This window comes from Desulfovibrio piger (assembly GCF_951793255.1).
Taxonomy (GTDB): domain Bacteria; phylum Desulfobacterota; class Desulfovibrionia; order Desulfovibrionales; family Desulfovibrionaceae; genus Desulfovibrio.
The window spans coordinates 1,461,978-1,482,322 of sequence record NZ_OX636706.1; the positions used below are offsets into that span (position 1 = coordinate 1,461,978).

General features: G+C 64.2%; 17 protein-coding genes. 7 read left to right on the top strand and 10 right to left on the bottom strand.

The window, feature by feature from the left end:
* Positions 1–3: 3 nt before the first annotated feature.
* The 4 genes from Q4I12_RS06545 to Q4I12_RS06560 all read left to right on the top strand — a co-directional run bounded on the left by Q4I12_RS06545 (position 4) and on the right by Q4I12_RS06560 (position 6,211).
* Positions 4–1,296, top strand: a complete 1,293-nt coding sequence (locus tag Q4I12_RS06545; RefSeq protein ID WP_006007962.1) for a (Fe-S)-binding protein — start codon at positions 4–6, stop codon at positions 1,294–1,296.
* A gap of 29 nt (positions 1,297–1,325) precedes the next feature.
* Entirely contained in the window at positions 1,326–1,964 is a 639-nt protein-coding gene (locus tag Q4I12_RS06550) for a lactate utilization protein (RefSeq protein ID WP_302261104.1), read from the top strand.
* A gap of 3 nt (positions 1,965–1,967) precedes the next feature.
* Positions 1,968–4,124, top strand: coding sequence for an L-lactate dehydrogenase (quinone) large subunit LdhH (gene ldhH / locus Q4I12_RS06555; RefSeq protein ID WP_297137682.1), 2,157 nt, complete (start codon positions 1,968–1,970; stop codon positions 4,122–4,124).
* 389 nt (positions 4,125–4,513) lie between these two features.
* Positions 4,514–6,211: an L-lactate permease gene (locus Q4I12_RS06560; protein ID WP_302261105.1), complete on the top strand. Its 1,698-nt coding sequence runs from the start codon at positions 4,514–4,516 to the stop codon at positions 6,209–6,211.
* Between the two features lie 134 nt (positions 6,212–6,345).
* Here Q4I12_RS06560 and Q4I12_RS06565 read toward each other — a convergent pair whose 3' ends face one another.
* From Q4I12_RS06565 to Q4I12_RS06575, 3 genes are all read right to left on the bottom strand, one after another.
* Entirely contained in the window at positions 6,346–6,750 is a 405-nt protein-coding gene (locus Q4I12_RS06565; RefSeq protein ID WP_302261106.1) for a hypothetical protein, read from the bottom strand.
* A gap of 165 nt (positions 6,751–6,915) precedes the next feature.
* Positions 6,916–7,515 (bottom strand): hypothetical protein, encoded by a 600-nt coding sequence (locus tag Q4I12_RS06570; protein ID WP_297158639.1) that lies wholly within the window; start codon positions 7,513–7,515, stop codon positions 6,916–6,918.
* A gap of 75 nt (positions 7,516–7,590) precedes the next feature.
* Complete coding sequence (locus tag Q4I12_RS06575; protein WP_302261107.1) at positions 7,591–8,649, bottom strand: alpha/beta hydrolase family protein; 1,059 nt, start codon at positions 8,647–8,649, stop codon at positions 7,591–7,593.
* Positions 8,650–8,782: 133 nt separating this feature from the next.
* Between Q4I12_RS06575 and Q4I12_RS06580 the strand changes: the two genes are divergently transcribed.
* Positions 8,783–9,466, top strand: coding sequence for a DedA family protein (locus Q4I12_RS06580; RefSeq protein WP_302261108.1), 684 nt, complete (start codon positions 8,783–8,785; stop codon positions 9,464–9,466).
* Positions 9,467–9,792: 326 nt separating this feature from the next.
* Here Q4I12_RS06580 and Q4I12_RS06585 read toward each other — a convergent pair whose 3' ends face one another.
* The 7 genes from Q4I12_RS06585 to Q4I12_RS06615 form a co-directional block, all read right to left on the bottom strand.
* On the bottom strand, positions 9,793–11,268 hold the full coding sequence (locus Q4I12_RS06585; RefSeq protein WP_302261109.1) for an ATP-binding cassette domain-containing protein: 1,476 nt from the start codon (positions 11,266–11,268) through the stop codon (positions 9,793–9,795).
* A 415-nt stretch (positions 11,269–11,683) separates the two neighbouring features.
* A complete protein-coding gene (locus tag Q4I12_RS06590) occupies positions 11,684–12,511 on the bottom strand; it encodes a histidinol-phosphatase (RefSeq protein ID WP_204674748.1) in 828 nt (275 codons plus the stop codon).
* Between the two features lie 150 nt (positions 12,512–12,661).
* Positions 12,662–14,077, bottom strand: a complete 1,416-nt coding sequence (gene gltA / locus Q4I12_RS06595; RefSeq protein WP_204625875.1) for an NADPH-dependent glutamate synthase — start codon at positions 14,075–14,077, stop codon at positions 12,662–12,664.
* Positions 14,067–14,906, bottom strand: coding sequence for a sulfide/dihydroorotate dehydrogenase-like FAD/NAD-binding protein (locus Q4I12_RS06600; RefSeq protein ID WP_040369795.1), 840 nt, complete (start codon positions 14,904–14,906; stop codon positions 14,067–14,069). The genes gltA and Q4I12_RS06600 overlap by 11 nt, the downstream gene beginning before the upstream one ends.
* Positions 14,907–15,173: 267 nt before the next feature.
* The gene (gene cobM / locus Q4I12_RS06605) at positions 15,174–15,926 is read right to left on the bottom strand and encodes a precorrin-4 C(11)-methyltransferase (RefSeq protein ID WP_204625873.1); all 753 of its coding nucleotides are present in this window, start codon (positions 15,924–15,926) and stop codon (positions 15,174–15,176) included.
* A gap of 122 nt (positions 15,927–16,048) precedes the next feature.
* Entirely contained in the window at positions 16,049–17,470 is a 1,422-nt protein-coding gene (gene cbiE, locus Q4I12_RS06610) for a precorrin-6y C5,15-methyltransferase (decarboxylating) subunit CbiE (protein WP_204674744.1), read from the bottom strand.
* A 102-nt stretch (positions 17,471–17,572) separates the two neighbouring features.
* Positions 17,573–18,421 (bottom strand): histidine racemase CntK family protein, encoded by an 849-nt coding sequence (locus tag Q4I12_RS06615; RefSeq protein WP_204674742.1) that lies wholly within the window; start codon positions 18,419–18,421, stop codon positions 17,573–17,575.
* Positions 18,422–18,695: 274 nt separating this feature from the next.
* Here Q4I12_RS06615 and Q4I12_RS06620 point away from each other — a divergent pair, with 274 nt between their 5' ends.
* Together Q4I12_RS06620 and Q4I12_RS06625 are read left to right on the top strand one after the other, a co-directional pair.
* On the top strand, positions 18,696–19,691 hold the full coding sequence (locus tag Q4I12_RS06620) for an OmpA family protein (protein WP_297137689.1): 996 nt from the start codon (positions 18,696–18,698) through the stop codon (positions 19,689–19,691).
* Between the two features lie 73 nt (positions 19,692–19,764).
* Positions 19,765–20,265 (top strand): translation initiation factor 2, encoded by a 501-nt coding sequence (locus Q4I12_RS06625; protein WP_168935638.1) that lies wholly within the window; start codon positions 19,765–19,767, stop codon positions 20,263–20,265.
* Positions 20,266–20,345 lie beyond the last annotated feature (80 nt).

Sequence of the window (20,345 nt, forward strand, 5' to 3'; positions counted from 1 at the left end):
GCCATGAGCGACCTGAAGAAACTGGCAAAGCGTCTGATGACGCTTGACGACCGCATCATCGCCTGCATGAAGTGCGGCATGTGCCAGGCTGTCTGCCCCATGTTCGGCGCCACCATGATGGAAGCCGACGTGGCCCGCGGCAAGCTGGCCCTGGTGGACAATCTGGCCCACGAAATGATCGCCGATCCCGAGGCCGTGGCCGACAAGCTGGGCCGCTGCCTGCTGTGCGGCTCCTGTGAGGCCAACTGCCCCTCCGGTGTGAAGATCATGGACATCTTCATGGAGGCTCGCGAGATCGTGAACACCTATCTTGGCCTGCACCCGGTCAAAAAGATGGTGTTCCGTGCCCTGCTGCCGTACCCCGGCCTGTTCAACTTTGCCATGCGGGTGGGCGCGCCCATGCAGCGCGTCATCTTCCGCAGCAACAAGGACACCCAGAACACGGCCTGTGCTCCCATGCTCAACTTCATGCTGGGCGACCGCCACATCCGTTCCCTGGCCCTCAAGCCCCTGCACGCCATCTACGGCAACCTGGACGAGCCCCGCGTCATGGGCGGTCTGAAGGTGGCCTTCTTCCCCGGCTGCATGGGCGACAAGCTGTACGTGGATGTGTCCGAAGCCTGCATCAAGGTGCTGCACCACCATAACGTGGCCATCTACATGCCCAGCAGCTTCGCCTGTTGCGGTATCCCGGCCCTGTCCTCCGGCGACGCCGAAGGCATGGTGAAGCAGATGGCCAAGAGCCTGGCCGCCTTTGGCGAAAGCAGCTTCGACTACGTGCTGACCGCCTGTTCCTCCTGTACCTCCACCATCAAGGAACTGTGGCCCCGCTACGCCGCCCGCCTGGGCAGCGTGGAACAGCATCAGGCCGAGGCCCTGGCCGCCATCACCATGGACATCAACGAATTCCTGGTGAAGGTGCTCAAGGTCGAAGCCGTGGAAAGCCTGCCCGGCGCCAAGACCGTGACCTATCACGACTCCTGCCACCTCAAGAAGGCCCTGGGCCTCTCCGAGGAACCGCGCACCATCATCAAGACCAACCCCAACTACAAGCTGGTGGAGATGAAAGAAGCCGACCGTTGCTGCGGTTGCGGCGGTTCCTTCAACCTCTTCCACTACGACCTGTCGCGTGTCATCGGCCAGCGCAAGCGTGACAACGTGGTGGCCACGGGCGCCCATGTGGTGGCCGCCGGCTGCCCCGCCTGCATGATGCAGCTGGAAGACGTGCTCTCGCACAACAATGACCCCGTGCAGGTCAAGCATACTATCCAGATCTATGCCGAGACCCTCAAATAGGGTGCGGCATTCATTATAAGGAGACATCAATGGCCCCTGAAGAAATCCAGGATCTTGTTCAGGACTTCACCGCCAAAGCCACGGCCGTCAACGCCGTGGTGCAGGAGCTGCCCAACATGGCCGCCGTGCTGCAGTACGTGGTGGACGTGTGCGAAAACAAAGCCCCGTGCGAACTGATGGCGGACGAGGACGTGGAAAAGGGCCCCAACGGCCCCAACGGTGTGCCCACCCGCGTGCAGCGCATCGTGGCCGCTCCTGTCCTGAACGACGAAGACTTCGCCACCCTGGAAGCCGCCTGCAAGGAAAAGGGCTTCCTGTGCATCCGTGAAGGTCTGCGCAACCATCTGGCCGGTATCGACGTGGGGCTGACCTCCGCCGAGATGGGCGTGTCTTCCAGTGCCACCTGTCTGGTGAACACCGACAACGAAAATGCCCGTCTGGCCGGTATGATCAGCGAGATCCATGTGCTGCTGCTGGCCAAGTCCAAGCTGGTGCGCACTCTGCCCGAGATCGCCGGTCGCATGCGTGAGCTGCTCATGGCCAACCCCAAGGGCGGCAACTACACGACCCTGATCAGCGGCCCCAGCCGTACCGCCGATATCGAGCGCGTGGCCGCCGTGGGCGTTCATGGCCCGCTGGAATTGCATATCATTCTTCTGGAGGACTAAGCCATGAGCCACACCGCACCCAAAACCCTTTCGGATTACCGCAAGGATATTGATTCCGCCCTTGAGGACAGCTTTCTGCGCCGTACCCTCGACACCTTTGCCGTGGCCTACCGCGCCAACCGTGAAGCTGTGTTCAAGGAAGTGGACGAACGAGGCCTGATCAAACAGATCGCCGACGCCAAGGACGACGCCTGCAAGCACATGGAAGAACTGTACGAACAGTTCCGCCGTGTGGCCGAAGAGCGCGGCGTGCATGTGCACCGTGCCGCCACTGCCGAGGATGCCAACCGCATCATCGCCAGCATCGCCCGCGAGAACAACGTCAAGCGCGTCATCAAGTCCAAGTCCATGACCGCTGAAGAAATCCAGCTGAACCCCTACCTGGAAAAGGAAGGGTTCATCGTGGACGAGACCGACCTTGGTGAATGGATCATCCAGCTGCGCCACGAAGGTCCCTCGCACATGGTCATGCCCGCCATCCACCTGTCCCGCTATCAGGTGGCCGACGACTTCACCAAGGAGACCGGCGTCAAGCAGGATGCCGAAGACATCCAGCGCCTGGTGAAGGTGGCCCGCGTGCAGCTGCGCCGCAAGTTCATCAACGGCGACATGGGCATCTCCGGCTGCAACTTCGCCGTGGCCGAAATGGGCGCCGTCAGCACCGTGACCAACGAGGGCAACGGCCGCATGGTCACCACCCTGCCTCGCGTCCATGTGGCCATCGCCGGCCTGGACAAGCTGGTGCCCAACCTGGAAGTGGCCCTGACCGCCCTGCAGGTGCTGCCCCGTAACGCTACGGCCCAGCGCCTGACCGCGTACGCCACCTTCATGGCCGGTGCCGGCGAATGCGGCGCCTGTGAGGACAACAAGAAGGTCATGCACGTGGTCTTCCTGGACAACGGCCGTACCGAGATCGCCCGTGATCCGCTGTTCTCCCAGATCTTCCGCTGCGTGCGCTGCGGCGCCTGCGCCAACGTCTGCCCCGTGTTCCGTCTGGTGGGCGGCCACAAGATGGGCTACATCTACATCGGCGCCATCGGCCTGATCCTGACCTACTTCTTCCATGGCAAGGACAAGGCCAAGGTGCTGTGCCAGAACTGCGTGGGCTGCGAATCCTGCAAGAACGTCTGCGCCGGCGGCATCGACCTGCCCCGCCTGATCCGCGAGATCCGCTCCCGCCTGACCGACGAGCAGGGCGGTGGTGTGGAAGGCACCCTGATGGCTGCTGTGATGAAGAACCGCAAGATGTTCCACAGCCTGCTCAAGTTCGCCTCCTACGCCCAGAAGCCCTTCACCGGCGGCACCCAGTTCCAGCGCCACCTGCCTGCCATGTTCCTTGGCAAGCACGGCTTCAAGGCCCTGCCCGCCATCGCCAACGAAGCCTTCCGTGACCGCTGGGCCAAGATCGCCCCGCGCGTGGCCACCCCGCGTTACCGTGTGGCCATCTTCGGCGGCTGCGCCCAGGACTTCATCTATCCCGAACAGCTGGAAGCCTGCGTCAAGGTGCTGGGCGCCCGCGGCGTGGCCGTGGAATACCCCATGGCCCAGACCTGCTGCGGCCTGCCTCTGGAAATGATGGGTCAGCGCAAGACCTCCGTGGATGTGGCCAAGCAGAACCTGGAAGCCTTCGACGCCAGCAAGTACGACGCCATCATCACCCTGTGCGCCAGCTGCGCCTCCCACCTGAAGCATGTGTACCCCCACATCCTGGAAGGCAAGGCCGACGCCGCCCGCGTGCAGCTTTTCTCCGACAAGGTGACGGACTACAGCTCCTTCGTGCATGATGTCCTCGGCCTGACCGAGAAGGACTTCAACAACAGCGGTGAAAAGGTGACCTACCACGCTTCCTGCCACATCTGCCGTGGCCTGGGCGTGACCAAGGCCCCGCGCGACCTCATCGCCGACGCGGCCACCTATGTGCCGTGCGCCGAAGAAGACGTGTGCTGCGGCTTCGGTGGTACCTACTCCATGAAGTTCCCCGAGATCTCCGGTACGCTGCTGGCCAAGAAGCTGAAGCACATTGAAGAGACCGGCGCTTCCCGCGTGGTCATGGACTGCCCCGGCTGCGTCATGCAGCTGCGCGGCGGTGTGGAAAAGCAGGGCATGAAGGTCAAGGTCTCGCACATCGCGGAACTGGTGGCCGAAAACCTGAAAAAATAACTGAAAACGAACGGCGGCGCACCTTGTGGCGCGCCGCCGCCTTGCCATGCGGGCCTGACCTGTCCGGGCCTGCAGGGATCGCCGGCCTTGTGCCGGGCCGGGTGCAGCCCAGGGCGCCCCGGCAGCAGGGACAGGAGGGATTTTTGGGCAGACACCGGGTCTCCCGGGCGGTTTTGAGGAAGACCGCGGTCTGTTCGAAAACGCCGTATGATCAAGGCCTTTTCCTGGCGAACCTGAAGGAGCGCCGGTGGGCCCACGGCCATGCGGCAAGGTCACGACCGTAATGCGGCATGATGCCATGCCGCCGGTTTGGGGAAGGTCACGGCTGCGTGTGGTGCGAAAATATGCAGCCGGGATATATTCACATGAGCACTTGCAGAGGAGGTTTCATGTCTACTGCCCTTTTGGCATTTCTTGCCTTCATCCCGATCCTGATTGCCCTGATTCTCATGGCCGGCTTGCGCTGGCCCTCCACCCGCGCCATGCCCATCGCCTGGCTTGCCGGTGCGGTGCTGGCCTTTGCCTTCTGGGGACAGGAACCCATGCGCTTGGTGGCCCTTTCCATCCAAGGTACCATCACGGCTGTGGGCGTGCTGATCATCGTGTTCGGCGCGCTGCTGATCTACTACACCATGCAGTACAGCGGCGCCATGGAGACCATCCAGGCTGGCATGAGGAGAATCAGTCCCGACAAACGTCTGCAGACCATCATCATCGGCTTCATGTTCGCCGCCTTCATCGAAGGCGCCGCCGGTTTTGGTACGCCTGCCGCCTTGGCTGCGCCCCTGCTGCTGGGCCTGGGCTTTCCGCCCCTGTGCGCAGCCGTTGTCTGCCTGGCCTTCAACAGTGTTCCCGTGACCTTCGGCGCTGTGGGCACCCCCATCCTGCAGGGCTTCAAATCCATTGAAACCGTTGCCATGCAGGCCATGAACTTCTCTGATCCTGCCATGGCTTACAAGACCATTGGTGAATACGTCACCCTCATGCATCTGCCCATGGGCATCATCCTGCCCATCTTCATGCTGGGCTTCATGACCCGCTTTTTCGGCAAGAACAAATCCTGGATGGAAGGTTTCCGCGCGTGGAAGTACTGCCTTATGGCGTCCGTCTGCTTCCTGGTGCCGTATCTGATCCTGGCTTGGCTGGTGGGCCCCGAACTGCCTTCCATGGTCGGCGGCCTGCTGGGTCTCGGCGCCCTGGTCTGGCTGACGCAGAAGGGCTTCTGCGTGCCTACAGACGGTGTGTGGGACTTCGACCAAAAGGATGCTTGGGATGCTGAATGGACCGGCTCCATCGAAGCCAGTTCCGCCACTGAATACAAGGAACACATGAGCCAGACCATGGCCTGGCTGCCCTATGTGTTGTGCGGCCTGCTGCTGGTGCTGACCCGCGTGCCCGCCTTCCACCTGAAGCCCATCATCACCGACCCCATGTTCAGTGTGGGGCTGACCAATATCCTGGGTTACCAAGACGTGACCTCCAAGATCGCCCTGCTCAACCTGCCCGGCACCATCCCCTTCATCCTGGTGTCCATCATCACCATCGGTCTGCACAAGATGAATGGTGAAAAGATCCGCCAGGCCTGGGGCACTGCCCTGGAAAAGATGGTGGCTCCCACCATCGCCCTGGTGGCTGCCGTGGCCCTGGTGTCCATCCTGCGCGGTTCCGGCGTCAATACGGCCGGTCCTGCTGGCGCGGCCTTGCCCTCGATGCCCATGGCCATGGCCATATTCGCCTCTGACGTGGCCGGCGCCGCCTGGCCCATGCTGGCAGCTTTCGTGGGCGGTCTGGGCGCCTTCATCACCGGCTCCTGCACCGTGTCCGACATGCTGTTCGGTAACTTCCAGTGGGATATGGGCGGTCTGCTGAACTATCCCGCTCTCGGCAAGTACATCATCGTGGCTGCCCAGGGCGTGGGTGGCGCTGCCGGCAACATGATCTGCATCCACAACATTGTGGCCGTGTGCGCCGTGCTGGGCATGATCGGCAAGGAAGGCATCATCCTGCGCCGGACCATCTGGCCCTTCCTGCTGTACTGCCTGGTGGCCGGTACGGTCTGCTTCGTCCTGATTGGTCGCGTCCTGTAACGACTGCTGTGATCCTGTAAAAAAAGGCCCGCTCCGGCGGGCCTTTTTTTATGCTGCCTTGAAACATCCGGACAGCGTGCTGCAATAAAAAACCACCCGGCAGGGTGGTTTCGGCATGTAAAAACGAGGGAACTTTAGTGGCTGAGGAGAGCGGCTGATGTCCGCCAGTACCAGTCCGCTACCAGGGTCGTGTCGTCCGGCAGCCATTCCCCGCTGTGCTCGAACTGGAACAGCAGCTCTTCTTCGGCCTCGTCCAGCGGGATGGCCGGATGGGCCAGTTTGCGCAGATGGACCAGGACAGCCAGACATTCGAAAAGCGAGAACAGCGCTTCAGAAGAAAGGTCCGCAGCAGCAATGGTGCGCAGCAACTCGGGATGGAAGGGATTGCTGCTGACACGGGCGGCATCATACAGGTCGCAGTGCCGGCACAGGGAATCCAGAGTATCGGCGACCAGCAGATCCCGTTTTTCCTGAGGGGATCGCTGCCGTAATGCTGTGGCGAACTGGCTGATGGGGGTACGTTTATCGCGAATGGTCACCGGAAACTCCTATTTGCTGATGATTATAGGATAATAGATATACAAAAGCAACATTCTTTAGCACAAGCATGGGGCTAAAGAGCGCGCTTTCCTCTCCGGCGGACTGTAACTGGGCATTCGCAACAGTGCACTACGATGCGGCCTTTTCGCAGGGGCAGGATTCCTTTAGTGGCGATGGTCGAGATAGCGGGGATCGATATGCAGACGATAGCTCCGTGCCGCCGGATTGCGGCGGGGCGGCAGGGAGATGTTGCCCTCGATGGACAGGGGCTTGTCCGAGAGGCCGAAGGGCTGGAGGCCCTGCAGGCCCTGGGGCATGGCGGCCAGCCGGTCGCCCAGGACGTAGAGGACGGGCATGCTGCGCTGGGCGCGGCCTGCCAGGAGCATGCTGCCGCCATGGCTGCTGCCCAGGATGCTGGTGAGCAGGGAGGGCAGGCGCACGTCGGCGCGGCGCAGCAGCTCCAGAAAGTCATTGCCTGTCTGTCCCACGAAGGAGACCAGGGACATGCCGTCGCGGCTCACCAGCAGGCTCACCGGCACGGTACCGCCGTGGATGCCCAGATAGGTGGAGCGGGCGCCCGCGGGCATGGCTGTCCAGCCTTCCGGGAGGGATTGGCCGCTGACAGTGGCCGTTTGCTGGGGCGTATCGGCGGTGGTGCTGCCGGCTGCGGTGAACAGGGAACTTTTGTCCAGCGCGGGCCACGCACAGGCCAGGGCGGCCAGGGCCAGCAGGGCGCAGGCCAGCAGGGATTGGAGATGGCGCATGCCGTTATGTCCTTGATACGGGGGTGATTTCCCTTCCTAGGAAGAATGGCGGGACCTTGTCAAGCCAGGGGCGGTCTACTCGCCGGTACCGAGGGAGAAGAAGCTCTCCGGGCCTTCCTGGGTACCGAGCCATTCCAGGAAGAATGAGGCCAGTCTGCGGGTCAGCGTGCTGAACAGCTGCTGGCGCAGGGGATCCAGCTCGTCATGGCACATCTCGGGCAGCTCATTGGCCAGGCTGGGCGGACAGGGGGCCATGAGCAGCGACATGTCCGCTTTGTCCAGGAACAGATGGGCGGGCTTCCTGTCCATGCGTTCATACAGGGCCTCGGCATGCAGCGAGGAGATGCTCAGGTCGTCATGCTCAAGGCCCACCAGCAGCAGGTGCGGCTGCAGGCCGGCCAGCCCCTGATGGCTGAACAGCATGCCGAAGGTGGGGCCCACGGCGGCGATGGCCTTGACGCGGGGATCGGTCAGGCTGCGCGGATCCAGCGGGAAATGGCCGCACATGCTGTCCATGCGGGCCCGGGGCTGATCATAGCAGTAGGCATCGTCCTGGGGGGCCTTGCGACAGTAGTCCATCCAGCCGGAGCAGTCGGGCAGGGCGCCGCCCAGCAGCAGGGCGGCCGTAGCGCCGCTGCCGTAGCCCAGGACGCCGATGCGCTTGGGGTCGATGCTGGGGCCGATGTCTTTGTCGGCCAGCAGCAGGTCCATGGTGGCCGACAGTTCCAGAGCCCTGTCCTTGAGCTGTTCCCAGAGGAAAAGATGGTCCATGTTCTCCATGCAGTCGCGGGGATGGGTGGGCGCGGCCACCACGAAGCCGCGCGCCGCCAGGGCTGCCGCCGTATCGTGGAAGGAAAAGCGCGTCCCCGACGAGGGATGGGAGAGCAGGATCAGAGGAAAGCGGCCGGGTACGGGCTTGCCGTTGCGGGCGCCGCGGATGGTCCAGGGCGCGTAGGACAGGGAGCGCGGTGCGCGCACGGACGGATACCAGACGTTGACGTCCACGCGGATGCCGCTTTCCTGCTGCCAGAAGCCCAGAGTGCGGAAACCGGGATTGTAGCCGTTATCGGCCAGGGCCGGGACGGTGATGAAAAGGCAGAGCAGGACCATGATGACGGCGGAACGGACAGGCATGGGACCTCGCGAGACAGGAAAAGGGGTGGAGGCGTCCCCGCAGCGGGAGCAGGGCCGCTGTAGGTGTTGTGCCACAGGCATGGCTGGGATACAAGGGAAAGGCTTTCAGTCTCAAATCCCTATCGAGGTGTACATGGAATTTTTGACATATCTGGTGGACTTCATCCTGCATATCGACACCCATCTCTTCGAACTGGTGGAACAGTACGGGATGTGGATCTATGCCATCCTGTTCATCATCGTCTTTTGCGAGACCGGCCTCGTGGTCACGCCCTTCCTGCCGGGGGATTCCCTGCTCTTCGCCTCCGGCGTCGTGGCCGGTGCCGGGCTCATGGGCTACGGCCATGTGCTGCTGGTACTGCTGGCCGCCGGTATCATGGGCGACGCGGTGAACTACTTCATTGGCCGTCATGTGGGCCCGGCCATCTTCCAGCGGGATTCCCGCTTCATCAAGAAGGAGCACCTGCTCAAGGCGCATCACTTTTATGAGAAGCACGGCGGCAAGGCCATCATCCTGGCCCGCTTCGTGCCCATCGTGCGGACCTTCGCGCCCTTCGTGGCCGGTATCGCCCTCATGTGCCCGCACCGCTTTTTCCTGTTCAACATCACGGGCTGTGTGCTCTGGGTGGGCGGTCTGGTCTCGGCCGGCTATTTTCTGGGCAACCTGGAATGGGTACGCCAGAATTTCAGCATCATCGTCTACCTGATCATCATCATCTCCGTGCTGCCGGTGGCCATCGAAGTCCTGCGCGCCAAGCTGGGCAAGAAGCCGGAGCAGGCGGAAGAGTTGAAGAACCCCTTCGAAAAGAAGGATTAAGGCAGTTCTGCGGGGGAAGGGAGGCCCCTTTTGGAAAAGGGGCCTCCCTTCCCCCGGACCCCCATCCCTCTCCGAAAACTTTTCTTCTGGTCCCTGACGGACAGGGCAGCACGGAAGGATGTGCCCTCGGCATCTGTCCCCCGGTGAAGCTGAAAACAGTCTGTCTGTTCTTCACGGTTGTCCGCTATCCCGTCGTCATACTGAAAAAAGCCCCGCATTGCGCGGGGCTTTTTTTGTGGGCGGGTTTTGGGGAAGGAGGGGGGACTGGGGGGAGGAAGACTCTTTTTGCCGCGAGCAAAAGGGTCTTCCTCCCCCCAGAGAATTCTCTATGCCAAAATTTCCAGACGTCCCTGATGCATGCGCGCCCGGCGGTTGATGCAGGACGGCGCATCGCCCTCGAAGTGGGAGACGAAGACCAGCGAGATGCCGCGGGCGGCCAGCTGGTCCAGCAGATCCAGATACTGGCGGCGGGAGTCTTCATCCAGGGCGGAGCAGGGCTCGTCCAGAAGCAGGATGTCCGGTTCGCCCATGAGGGCGCGGGCCAGGAACAGGCGGCGCAGCTGTCCGGTGGAGAGCAGGCGGATGGAGCGGTCCGCCAGATGGCCCACGCCCAGTTCGCGCATGACGCGGCGGGCCTGATCCTGCTCGGCCTTGCTGTAGTCGCGGTAGACGCCCACGGTGTTTTCCAGACCGGTACAGACCAGTTCCAGCGCCGTGATGCTGTAGCCGTAAAGGGCCTGGGAGAGGTCGGAGACCAGACGCACGCCCTTGCGGATCTCTTCCAGCAGCACGGTCTCGCCGCCGTGATGGGGCAGATGACGTACCAGCGTACCGCCCACGGCCACGAATTCGTCCCCGGCCAGCAGGCGCAGGAAGGTGGACTTGCCCGAGCCGTTCTCGCCCTCGATGCGCCAGTGTTCGCCCTTGCGCAGTGTCCAGTCCACATCGTGCAAGATCTCCTGCCCGTCGATGAAGACCGTGGCATGGCGCACGTCCAGCAGCGGCGCGGAGGGTTCCGGGGCGGACGTCACGGCTCCGGCCAGGCTGATGTCCTCATATTCGCCTTCCTGCGGCGGCAGGGCGCTTCCCGGGGCCAGCAGACGGCCCTGATGGATGACGCGCGTCTTGCGGCACCAGTCCGGCACCTGTTCCGGGCGGTGGCTGCTCATGATGACCGTACAGTGCTCGCGCACGCTGTCCAACACTTCGTAGAAGCGGCGGCTGTGGTCGGCATCCAGACCGTCGCTGCATTCGTCCAGCAGGAGCAGATCCGGCTGCCGGACCAGGGCCCGGCCCAGCAGGAGCAGGCGGAGCTGGCCCTGCGAGACTTCCGGCACCATCCTGTCCAGCAGGTCCAGGGCGCGCAGGCGTCGTGCCATGTCTTCCACCTGCGCATGACGCTGCTCGGAAGTGTTGGTGTAGAGCAGGGGGGTATCTTCGAATGCCGTGAGCAGCAGTTCCCGGCCGGTGATGTACCAGCGCTGGCGCTGGTAGTTCTCCTGCTGGTCGGGCGAGACCAGGGCGCTGACGGCACGACCCGCGATGGGCGAGGTCTCCTCGCCTTCGCTGGTGTGCCAGACGATGCGGCCTTCCGCCGGCCAGAGCAGGCCGTGCATGAGGCGCATGAGCGTGGTCTTGCCGGCACCGTTGTGGCCCAGCAGCAAGTGGTGCTCGCCGCGGCACAGATGCCAGTCGATGTGGTGCAGGATCATTTTCTGCCGGGCATCGCCGGGCAGGAACAGGCTCAGGTCTTCGATGTCCACCAGGGGACTGCCGGGAAGGAGGGGAGACTGGGTTTCCATGAGAGGCTCGTAAAACTGGCGGTACGCATCCGTCCTGCGGACCGCTGAGAGATGGAGAACTGTCCGAAGGACAGCCTGAAAACATATGTACGCGACCGGGCGGGGCCTGTAGCCGTCGGGCCCAGGGAGACCGGAGACGGACGGGTCATCGACTGGGGATATGGGGGAGCGGCCTTGCCCGAGGGTGCCCGGGAAATCCGGGCTGAAGAAAGCCCGGGCCCTCCCGCGCGCCATCTTTGGGATAAAGCGCGCCGGGAAGAGGGCGACTGGGGAAAGGGGATCCTTCCCGTGCGGGCAACGACCCAATGGCGGCCCGCAGGGCCGTGCCCGTCAGCGCCGGAGCGGCGTCACGGGCATCGGCAGCGGAGAAGATCTCCCCTTCCCTCCCCAAAATATCCGGGCGCCGTGTCCTTTCCTACAGCGGCAGCACGTACTGCCGGCCCTGCTTGTACCAGACGCTCTGGGTGAAACCAAAGGCGCGGGCGTAGCTTTCCAGGCGGGGGAAGGCAAAGGCCACGTCGGTGGTGATGTGGGCGTCGGAGGCGAAGGTCACGGGCACGCGGAGCTCGGCGGCCAGCTGCATGATGGGCGCGCAGGGGTAGATCTCGCGGCAGGGCTTGCGCAACCCGGCGGACGAGATCTCCATGGCCATGCCCGCATCGCGCAGCTCGGTGAGGGCCGTGCGGATGATGTCGAGGCTGCCGGGCTTGTTGAGCCAGATGTGGAAGCGGTCCACGGAGAAGATCTTGATGAGGTCGGGGTGGGCGGCGATCTGGAACATGCCCGAGGCGATCATCTCGCGCCAGCTCTGGAAGTAGCGCACATAGTTCCGCTCGCACTCTTCCTGCGAAAGGATGTCCCAGTCCGAGGCCTGGTCGTCGAAGCCCCAGTGACCGATGAAATGCACGCTGCCCAGCAGATAGTCGAAATCATAGGCGGTGCAGGCCTGGCGGGCAAAGTCCGCCTGCCCTTCCAGCCAGTCCATCTCCATGCCGAACAACACCTGGCAGGCATCGGGAGCGGCGTTGTCGCGCAGCTCGCAGACCTCGCGGGCATAGGTGGGCATGAAGCGGCTCAACTGTTCGCGGTATTCGTTGGTATAGTCGAAGCCCAGCGGACGCGGGGAATGTTCGGTGAAGCCCAGCAGTTTGAGCCCGGCCGTGCAGGCGGCGGCGTACATCTCCTGGGGCGTGCTGGCGCCGTGGGAATAACGGGTATGGCTGTGGAGGTCGGCGGTGATCATGATGGTCTCCGGGAGCGCCCCGGCCTGTCAGGGACAGACGGGATGGCCGTGATGACGGCAGGTCGCGGACGCGCTGAGATGGGGGCAGGGCCCGAGGGAAAAAAATGGGGAGGGCGGACCCTCCCCGTGATGTGCTGATGCTATGGCCGGTTAGCCGAGCAGACGGCGGCAGATCTCCTGACCGGCCCGGCGTCCGGCGCCCATGGCCAGGATGACCGTGGCCGCGCCGGTGACGATGTCGCCGCCGGCGAAGACGTTGGGCAACGAGGTCTCGCCCGTGGCTTCATCCACCTTGATGTAGCCGCGCTCGGTCTTTTCCAGGCCTTCGGTGGCTTCCAGCAGGATGGGGTTGGAACGGGTGCCCAGGGCCACGATGGCCAGGTCGGTGGCCAGTTCGTAGGTGGCGCCTTCCACGGGCACGGGGCGGCGACGGCCGGAGGCGTCGGGCTCGCCCAGTTCCATCTTCTGCAGGGTCACGGACGTGAGCTTCATCTCGGCGTCCCCGTTGAACTTCACGGGGGAGGCCAGCATCTCGAACTTCACGCCTTCTTCCTCCGCATGTTCCACTTCTTCGCGGCGGGCGGGCATCTCGGCCTTGGTGCGGCGGTAGACGATATGCACGCTTTCCGCGCCCATGCGCAGGGCGGTGCGGGCGGCGTCCATGGCCACGTTACCGGCACCGAACACGGTCACATGCTTGCCGAGGTAGGCGGGGGTGTCCTGTTCGGGGAAGGCATAGGCGCGGCCCAGGTTCACGCGGGTCAGGTATTCGTTGGCGGAGAACACGCCCACCAGGTTTTCGCCGGGCACGCCCAGGAAGACCGGCAGACCGGCGCCCACGCCGATGAAGACCGCGTCATATTCCTTGCGCAGTTCGTCCACGGTGAAGGTGCGGCCGCCCACGCTGTTGAGGTGGAAGTCCACACCGGAACGGCGCAGGCCGTCCACTTCGGTGGCCACCACGTTCTTGGGCAGACGGAAGGAGGGGATGCCGTAGATGAGCACGCCGCCGGGCTCGTGCAGGGCTTCGAACACATCCACCTTGAGGCCGTTGGCGGCGCAGACGCCCGCACAGGTCAGGGAGGAAGGACCGGAGCCGATGCAGGCCACCTTCTTGCCCTTGACGGGCATGGCACAGGAATTGGTGCCGGTCACCTGTTCACAGGCGCTGGTGGCGATGTAGGTATCGGCCACGAAGCGTTCCAGGCGGCCGATGGCGATGGGCTGGCCCTTGGCGTTGAGGATGCACTTGCCTTCGCACTGGTGTTCCTGCGGGCAGACGCGGCCGCACACGGCAGGCAGGCTGTTGGTGGTCTTGATGATGCGGTAGGCGGCGTCGAAGTTGCCGCGGGCCACTTCGGCGATGAAGTCGCGGATGGGCACTTCCACGGGGCAGCCCTTCATGCAGAGGGGCTTTTTGCACTGCAGGCAGCGGGAGGCTTCCTGCATGGCCATCTCTTTGGTGTAGCCGGTGGCCACTTCGTCGAAATTGTGAGCGCGCACGTCCGCGGGCTGGCAGGGCATGTCCACGCGCGGAGCAATGGTCTTTTTGGGCTTAGTTTCCATGGGTGCTCCTGTACTGGTCGATGGAGACCTTTTCCTGATCGCGGTAGGCGCCCAGACGGCGGCGCAGTTCGTCGAAGTCCACCTTGTGACCGTCGAATTCGGGGCCGTCCACACAGGCGAACTTGGTCTTGCCGTCCACGGTCACGCGGCAGGCGCCGCACATGCCGATGCCGTCCACCATGATGGGGTTGAGGCTGACGGTGGTGTGCACGCCGTAGGGACGGGTGGTGTTGGCCACGGCGGCCATCATGGGCACGGGACCCACGGCCACCACTTCAAAGACGTCCTTGTCGGATTCCAGGCGGTCGCGGAGCAGGTCGGTGACCAGGCCCTTGTGACCGTAGCTGCCGTCGTCGGTGGAGATGAGCAGCTCGTCCACGAAGCTGGCCAGTTCCTTTTCGAACAGGAGCAGGTCCTTGTTGCGGGCGCCGATGATGCCCACGACCTTGTTGCCGATGCGCGAATGGCCCTTGGCGATGTGGTGCATGGCGGCAATGCCGGTACCGCCGCCCACGCAGATGACGGTGCCCTTTTTCTCGATGTGGGTGGGCTTGCCCAGGGGGCCGCAAACGTCCAGGATCTCGTCGCCGGCCTTGAGGTCTTCAAGGATGGCCGTACTCTTGCCCATGACCAGATAGACGATGGTGATGGTGCCCTTTTCGGCATCCGTATCGGCGATGGTCAGGGGGATGCGCTCGCCCGTGGGGCTCATGCGCAGCATGACGAAATGACCGGGCCGGGCGTGGCTGGCAATGGCCGGCGCATGCAGCACCAGTTTGCTGGTCTTGCCCGGGATGAGGCTTTCTTTTTCCAGAATGGGGGTTGGCATGATGTTCCTGCACTCCTGCTGCGGGATAATGGAAAGTGCCAGCTTACCCAAGCTTTTTGCCGCTTGCAAGCATTGCGGTATGAAATGAGGAATTGTGAAAAGCGGGGCGTCCTGTGGGCGTGGGGCATGGGTACCCTCGACGTATGCCGCGCAGGCTGGGCAGGGAGGCGGCCATAGCACGCTGCCGTGCATGGCTGGTGACGGATGGGAAGGAAGACGAAAAGAGGAATGATCCGGGAAAGGCCCGGGGCGCTTTCCCCGGGCGCGTCAGTCATGATCGGTGTGCGGGCCGCAGGTGCGCGGTACCGGGGCGTCTTCCCCCTCGCCGGGCAGGACGAGGACCACGGTCTGGCGGGAGAGGCCGTTCTTTTCGATGGTCTCGGCCAGCAGGTCGAGGCGGGTGCGGATGAGCTGCTGGTCGGGCCAGCCCAGGCGGAAGGCGCAGATGACGGGCGTGGCGGCGGGCAGGGACTGTTCCAGCTCCTCCTGCATGGCGCGGGCCTGCATGGCGGAAAGGTAGACGGCCAGCGTGGTGCCGTGCTTGGCCAGATGGCGCAGGGCTTCCTGTTCGGGCATGGGCGTGCGGCCGGGCATGCGGGTCATGATCAGGCTCTGGGTGGCGCCGGGCACGGTGAAGCTGCATCCGGCAGCGGCAGCGGCGGCGCTGGCGGCCGTGATGCCGGGCACCACCTGCCAGGGGATGCCGTCCCTGTCCAGCAGGGCCAGCTGTTCGCGCAGGGCGCTGTAGACGGCAGGGTCGCCGGTATGCAGATGCACCACGGGCTGACCGGCGCGGGCGAACTGGAGCATGAGGGAATGGCATTCTTCCAGATCCAGCGGGGCGGCGTCGATGACGCTGGCCCGGGGCGATGCCAGATCCAGCAGGGCGGGCGGGATCATGGAGCCGGCGTAGAGCAGCAGGGCCGCCTCTTCGATGAGGCGTTTCCCCTTGAGGGTGAGCAGTTCCGGGTCACCGGGACCCGCGCCGACGAAACTGACCATGCCTGGCTGCTTTTCCATAGTCTCCTCCAGTAGGCGGGGCCTGTTGTCTCCGCCCCGCGTCCCCGTAATGTCATGCCGGGGGAACGGCGTCCAGAAGGAGGGCTGCCTCCTTCATAAATATACGCCCCCAATGTCCTTTTTTAGTCTTCGTCCTTCTCCTGTTCGGGCTTGTCCACAGCCAGCAGGAAAACAGGATTGGCGGCGGCCAGGAAAATGTCCTGCCCCAGTGGCCGGGACTGGGCGGACTGTATCTGCATCACCTCGGCGGGCCAGCCCAGGCCCTCGAAGAAGGCACGGCAGCGGGCCAGCGTGTCCAGCAAGATGCAGCTCACCACCAGCCGTCCGCCGGGCAGCAGGCGACGGCAGACCTGTTCCAGCAGGTTGTGGGCCCCGTCGCCGGAAAGCCCGCCGCCGATGAAGACCCGGTGCGGGTCGGGCAGGCGCGGCAGGCACTGGGGCACCGTACCCAGACAGACGTCCACCGAGGCGGCCCCGAAGCGGCGGCGGTTCTCCTGGATGTCCAGAGCGCGGGAAGGGGTCCGCTCCACGGCCACCACGCGGCCTTCGTGGGCCAGGCAGGCCGCCTCCAGCGCCACGGAACCGGAGCCGGCGCCCAGATCCCAGACCGTATGCCGGGGCTCGGGGCGCAACAGGGCCAGGGCGGCGGCACGCACGGCGGGCTTGGTCAGCAGGCCGTCCTCGTGCCGCAGTTCGGCGGGCAGCAGGCCGGGATGCGGACGGCGCATCTCGCCCGCGGGCGTCAGCAAAACGGTACAGACGGCGCCGAAGCGGGCAGCGGCGGCTTCGGCCAGCGTAAGATGATGTTCCTGTTCCCCGTCGCTCCCCATGTGTTCAAAAACATGCATGGCGAACCAGTCCACGCCCCTGTCCAGCAGGTGACGGGCCAGCAGATCGGGCGTCATGCGGGCGTCGGTGAGCAGGCTGATGGGCCGCTGCCGGTGCACGGCGGTGTGGAGGGGCGTCAGATCGTCGCGGCCGTGCAGGGAAAGGCAGATGACGTCATGCCAGGGCAGGCCCAGACGGGCGCAGGCCTGCTGCAGGGAGCTGACCCCGGGCAGGATGCGCACGGCTTCGGGGCCCAGCTGGCGCAGGAGCGTGGTGCCGATGCCGTAGAACAGGGGGTCGCCGTCGGCCAGCACCACCACTTTTTTGCCGCCGGCACGCAGATGGCTGATGCGGGCCAGCACCGGTTCCAGCGGGGCGGTCAGGGGCAGCTGCCGGGCGGGGAGATCATCGAAGGCCGCCAGCAGGCGACGGCCGCCGCACAGGACGTCGGCCTGCTCGATAAGGCGCAGGCGTGCGGGGGCAAGCCCCTCGCGCAGGGGCTGGGCGCAGTCCAGGCCCAGGATCAGGACGGGTTCGGCCGCCGTACCGGCAGGTTCGAAAACGAAGGCGGAGTGCAGCAGGCTCTCCTGCGGGGACCAGGTATCCGTATCGGGCACGGCCGGAGCGGCCGGGGACGGCGCCGGCGGGGTCTCGGCCGGACGGGAAGGACGGGGAGCGGGCAGGCTGATGCCGGGGAGAAGGTTCTGCTGTTTCATGTATCTCTGGTTGAAAAGGAGCGGGGACAGGACGCGCGAAGCGCGCAAAAAAGGGCAGCCGCAACGACCGGACGCAAGCCCGGCGGGCGGCCGCCCCGAAAATCAGGCCTGCGCGTCGGGCAGCCAGACGCGGCCGCGGGCCACGAGGTCCACAGGACCGTCGATGAAGGCCTTGCCCTGGTCATCGTCGGGGATGTGGACATGCAGGGAGCTGCCGCCGGGCTGCATGATGTCCAAAGGCTTGCGGTTGCCCTTGGCGGCCAGCAGCAGGGCCAGGGCCAGGGCGCCGGAACCGCAGGCATTCTCGATGCAGGTGGTGTGGGCATCGCGCACGTGGACCACGGGCAGCATGTCCAGCAGGCCCGCGCGGCGGCCCCACCAGATGACGCCGCTGGCCACTTCGCCGGTCATGCCGTACTGGCGGCGCAGCATGCGCGAGGCGGCGATGCAGTCCTCGGGCTGCATGTGGACCTCGCCGTCCAGCAGCAGGTGGCAGATGCCGGGCAGGCGCACCAGATGGATGCCCTGTTCCGGGTGGGTGATGGGGCAGGGCGGCAGCTGCAGTTCGGCGCGCACCTGCCAGTGGGGGGAGGTGCCGCGTACCTGGAGCCGGATGGGGGTCTGCCAGCCGGAGACCTGCACCTCGTAGCGGTGCTCGTTGGCCAGTTTCTGGCGGGCGATGCCCTGGAGCGTGGCCTCGGGCGAGGCGCTCTCGCGAAAAGCCAGCAGGGCGCCGAAGGCCCGGGTGGCATTGACGCAGAACTCACCGCCCGCCATACGCAGACGGCGTTCCTCCACTGAGACGAAACCGGCCTGTTCCGCCCCCAGGCTGTCAGGACGCATGGCCTGCCGGGCCAGCTCCGCCTGCCGGGCCGCATCCAGGCCTGCGGCGGGGAAGAAGAGCGTCGTGTTGCCGCCGGGGCTCCATTTGGAAAAATCGAGTGCTGGCATAACCCATCCTTTTGTATCTATTCAGTATGCTACAGGCGGGCCCGACTGTCCAGCCACCGGGCATGCCCGGCAGGTGCCGGGTGACCGCCGGACGACTCCGTTCCGTGCCGGGAGCCGCTGTGCAGAGGGCGTTGAAAGAAAGAACGCTTGCCCTTTGTTGCGAAACGCGCTAATTTTTAAAGGTGTCAATACCCTTTCCCATAAAGGAAAAAGGTAGCTGGCGCATATTGCCTGGCATGTTGCAGGCAAAACAATAACTTTTTTGGGAGGCATCATGAAATCTTTCCGCCTGCTGGCCCTTACCGCCGCGGTTCTTCTGAGCTTCGCCGTGGCTGCCGTGGCCGCTCCTGTCTGCAGCAAGAAGGTCAACAGCTTCGACTTCGTCGTGGACTACTCCGGCTCCATGATGATGAAGAATGACAAAATGAAGCAGGACAAGATCGAAGTGGCCAAGATCGCCCTGAAGCGCGTCAACGCCGCCATCCCCGCCCTGGACTTCAAGGGCGGCCTGCACACCATCGCTCCTAACGGCACCGTCATCGAACAGGGCCCCTGGAACCGCGCCGCCATGGATAGCGGTATCAACACCCTGCGCAGCGGCTTTGCCACCTTCGGCCGCATGACCAACATGGGCGACGGCCTGCAGGCCTACGAGCCCTTCCTGAGCTCCATGGAACGCAGCGCTGCCCTGATCCTGGTGACCGACGGCGACAACAACCGCGGTATGGATCTGGTGGAAGTGGCCCGTCAGGTGTACGCCACCCAGCGTAACATGGTCATCCACGTGATCTCCCTGGCCGACACCCCCCAGGGCGAAGCCACCGTCAAGGCCATTGCCGGCATGAACCCCGCCTCCGTGCTGGTTCGCGCTGAAGACCTGGCCACCAGCGACGCCGAAGTGGAACGCTTCGTGCTGGCCGTGTTCTGCCAGGAAGAAACCGTGATCGTGCTGCGCGGCGTCAACTTTGCTTTTGACTCCTATGCCCTGGACAGCAAGGCCATGGGCATCCTGGACGAAGCCGCCGGCCTCATCAAGTCCAAGCCCAACACCAAGATCGTGCTGACCGGCTGGACCGACTCCCGTGGTACCGACGCCTACAACGCCAAGCTGTCCAAGAACCGCGCCGAAGCCGTTAAGGGCTACCTGGCCAAGCAGGGCGTGCCCGCCAGTCGCATGACCGCCATCGGCAAGGGCAAGTCCTTCAAGTACAGCAACGACAGTGAAGAAGGCCGCTACATGAACCGTCGTACGGAGATCTCCTTCGACTAAACGACGCCCCCTTTTCCCCCTTTGAATGAAACCCGGCGGAAACGCCGGGTTTTCCATTAAGGAGTGATGACAGATGAAAAAAATCCTGGCAGTCAGCCTGCTGACCAGTCTGCTGTGCGGCGGCTGCGCCCTGTTCGGCGGGGACGAAGGCTCCAGCCCGGCTACGGCCGCCCCTGCTGAAGAAGCAGCCACCGAAACCGCCAAAGCCCCTGAAAAGGCTCCGGCCAAGGCGGCCCCCGTGTCCCAGTCCAAACTGGAAGCCGATCTGTACAAGACCGGCCAGAGCCTGGTGGGCCGTGCTTCCCGCACGGTGATGCCCTCCAAGGCCCACAAGGAAGTGCGCAAGGTGGGCAAGGAATACGTGGCCACCTATGTGGAAGTGGATACCGACAGCCTGACCACTGAAGTGCGCAAGGGCGCCCGTGGTTATGTGGGCTTCATCCGCTATTCCGAGCATGTCTATGAATGCCGCGGTGCCAGCAAGAGCGCTGCCCTTTCCGCTCCCTGCGAAAAGATCAAGACCCGCAATCTCAATGAAATGATCCGTCACGACGGCAAGAAGTGGCAGTACTAGTCCTGCCGCAGCCTGTCTGATGCCACAGCCCTCTTCCCTGCACGGGAAGGGGGCTTTTTTTCTGGCCTGCGGGCGTCCTT